Annotated in this window: 4 protein-coding genes; 2 read left to right on the top strand and 2 right to left on the bottom strand. The window is 62.4% G+C overall.

All coding sequences use genetic code 11. From position 1 onward, the window contains the following. The coding region (locus K1X74_23525; protein ID MBX7169323.1) for an SDR family NAD(P)-dependent oxidoreductase at positions 1-835 on the bottom strand (835 nt) is incomplete at its 3' end. Between the two features lie 198 nt (positions 836-1033). Between K1X74_23525 and K1X74_23520 the strand changes: the two genes are divergently transcribed. Next, positions 1034-1981, top strand: a complete 948-nt coding sequence (locus K1X74_23520) for a flippase-like domain-containing protein (protein ID MBX7169322.1) — start codon at positions 1034-1036, stop codon at positions 1979-1981. Between the two features lie 238 nt (positions 1982-2219). Then, complete coding sequence (locus K1X74_23515; GenBank protein ID MBX7169321.1) at positions 2220-3029, top strand: hypothetical protein; 810 nt, start codon at positions 2220-2222, stop codon at positions 3027-3029. Here K1X74_23515 and K1X74_23510 read toward each other — a convergent pair. Next, positions 3026-3282, bottom strand: a 257-nt coding sequence (locus K1X74_23510; protein MBX7169320.1) for a hypothetical protein, incomplete at its 5' end; no start/stop codon positions are given. The two genes, K1X74_23515 and K1X74_23510, sit on opposite strands and share 4 nt — an antisense overlap.

Genomic DNA, 3282 nt, shown 5'->3' with positions numbered 1-3282 from the left:
GGGCGGTGCGGCCCAACTGCTGCTCCAGAAGGGTTACCACGCGGGAAAGCTCTTCCGGGCGATTATTGCCAACATTGTAAATTCGCGCCGGCGGCTCGCCATCCGGCCCGCCCGATCCGGGGATCCGCTCGGTCAGACGCAATACCGCGCTGGTGACATCGTCGATATAGGTAAAATCCCGCCGCATCCGGCCATGATTGAACAGCCTGATGGGCCTGCCCTCGACGATCGCCTTGGTAAACAGGAACATCGCCATGTCGGGACGCCCCCACGGGCCGTAAACCGTAAAGAAGCGCAGCCCCGTCACCGGCAGGCGGTAGAGGTGGCTGTAGGAATAAGCCATCAGCTCGTTGGCCTTCTTGGTCGCGGCGTAGAGACTGACCGGACGATCGGTCGGGTCGCCGACCGCAAACGGCAGCTTGGTATTGGCACCGTAGACCGACGACGACGAGGCATAGATCAAATGGCCACAACCGTTGTGCCGGCAGCCCTCGAGGATGTTGACGAACCCTTCGAGATTGGCGTCGGCATAGTCATTGGGATGATCGATGGAATGCCGCACGCCGGCCTGCGCTGCCAGGTGAATAACGGTCGGGAAACGACGTTCGGCGAACAAATCCGCGATCGCCTTGCGGTCGGCGAGATCGGCATGCGCGAATTCGAAGCCGTCGCTCGCACGCAGCAGATCGAGGCGCGCCTGCTTCAGCGAAGGATCGTAATAGCTGTTGAGATTGTCGAGCCCGACGACCTGCCGCCCGGCGGCCAGCAACGCGCGGGCGACGTGGAACCCGATGAAGCCCGCCGCGCCCGTTACGAATATCGTCCGATCTGACATCAAGTCCCCGATTGGCACCTCAAGCCGCCCGCAGCGGCCTCTTTACCTGCCGCGCGGCGCACCCCGCAATAGGCGTCGGCCGGCTATTGCCAGAACGGTTACGAAAACATACCAAGGCAGGCGCATTCAGCGCAGACCGCCACGGTCCGCGTTTTGACTTCCTCGAACCGATTGCTGCCACCTTCGATGCGCCGGATTGTGATTTCCTCGCTGAAGATACTGGTTTCCGCGGGCCTTTTGTATCTGGCGCTGCGCAAGGTCGATTTTCACGAGTTCGCCTCGCGCTTCACCGTCGCAAGCCTCGGTTGGATCGGGCTCGCGATCGCGGTGACGTTCCTGCAGATCTTCATCGGGGTGCTGCGATGGCGCGAGATCAGCGCCGAGTGCGGCGCCCCGCTCCGCCTGGCGCAGGCAACGCGCTACAACGTGATCGGCACCTTCTTCAATCAAACGCTACCCTCCTCGATCGGCGGCGATGCGGTTCGGTTGTGGCTGGTCGCACGCACCGGCGTCGGCTGGCGCGCCGCCACCTATTCTATTTTTGTGGACCGCGCGGTCGGTCTGATCGCGCTCGCCATCGTGATTGTGGCGAGCCTGCCCTGGAGCTACCGGCTGATTTCGGATCCGAACGGTCGCACTGCATTGCTGTTCGTCGATTTCGCGGCATTGGCCGGCGGCCTCGGCTTTCTGCTGTTCGGCCGGCTCAGATGGCCCTGGCTGAAGAACTGGTGGGCTACCCACCATCTGCACGCCTGCGCCGTCATCGCCAATCGCGTGATCTTCAGCCGCGACCGCGGCCCCAAGGTCGCAGCGCTGTCGTTCCTGGTCCATATACTCACCGTGGTGATCGCCTGGTGCGTGGTGCGCTCGATTGCCGCTCCCGTGCTGTTCGAGCAGGTGTTTCAGCTGGTGCCGCCGGTCATGCTGATCACCATGGTACCGATCTCGATCGCCGGCTGGGGAGTCCGAGAAGCCAGCATGGGCCTCGCGTTCGGCTACGCCGGGCTCGTCGCCAACGAAGGCGTCAACGTTTCGCTGCTGTTCGGCGCGGTCTCGTTCCTGGTCGGCGCGATCGGCGGCCTGGTCTGGATCTTCAGCGCGGAGAAGGCGGCAAAGGGTGCGGCCCCGATCGCCGTGCCCAACTGACTTAAGGAATTTCCCTTACTGCGAAGATAGAATGGCCAATTCGCGACTATTACTCTTACTTGCAGCGACCGCGCCCGCGGTGCTGCTGTGCGCTCTCCTCACGCGGGCCCTTCGGCCTATGCTCTTGCAGGTCGCGCTGGCCAAACCCACGGCACGCTCATCCCATAGCGAACCTACACCCCAGGGAGGCGGCATAGCGGTTGTCACGGCCACGCTTTCGTCGGCCACGGCAGCAATAATGCTCGCCGGAGGATCAGGCGCATCGCTTCCCGTTACCGTATTTGCCGCAACGCTGTTCATGACGGCGGTCGGCTTCATAGATGACATCAATTCGATTCCGGTGCTGCCTCGACTATTGCTGCAGGGCCTGGCGGTTGCAGCTGTTGTACTTGCGGCACCGGAAGAACTGAGGATCTTTCCGTCATGTCCGTACTGGCTTGAACGGACCATCTTGTTGATCGCTGGCCTTTGGTTCGTTAACCTCGTCAACTTTATGGACGGCCTGGACCTGATGACGGTCGCCGAGATAGTGCCCATTACCAGCGCGCTCGTTCTGCTGGGCTTGCTAGATGAGCTTCCCCAAGCCACGACTATTTCTGCCGCAGCTTTGTTGGGTGCGATGCTGGGGTTTGCGCCGTTCAATCGGCCGGTTGCCCGGATTTTCTTGGGCGACGTCGGAAGCCTGCCGATCGGCCTCATTACTGGCTGGTGCTTGCTTCAACTGGCGTACCATCAGCAAGTGGTGGCCGCGCTCCTGCTGCCGCTCTACTATCTCGCCGACGCGACCATCACGCTGATGCGCCGGATCGCCAGGGGCGAACCGTTCTGGACCGCCCATCGCACACATTATTATCAGCGTGCGACCGACAACGGATTTGCGGTGCAGCGGGTGGTGAGCGAGGTATTTGCGCTGAATTTGCTGCTGGCTGCGTTGGCGATCGCCTCGGTCATCGCTTCATCGACCGTCGCCGCAAGCCTGCTTCTCGTGGCCGGCGGCGGCGCAACGGCGTTTCTGATGCATCGCTTCGCCGGCTCGCAGCGCGGCTAGTCCGCCTCTCTTGCAGCAAGATCCCGAATTACGTTGCAATATTCGGTCATCGCGCGCTCATAGTCAAAGCGCCTGGAAATTTCGACAGCGCGTTCGGCGCGCTGCGGGTCGATCGACGCCGCCGCGCGCTTGACGGTTTCGGCCAGCTTGCCCGCGCTGCCGGGTTGGACCACCCAGCCGATATCATGCTCGATCACCGTCAGGGCGGCTTCTGCGTCGTTTTCCGAAACCAGGATCACCGGGCGGCCGCTCG

The organism is Pirellulales bacterium, from assembly GCA_019694435.1.
Classification (GTDB): Bacteria; Planctomycetota; Planctomycetia; order Pirellulales; family JAEUIK01; genus JAIBBZ01.
This window is presented reverse-complemented; position numbering and strand designations above follow the sequence as displayed.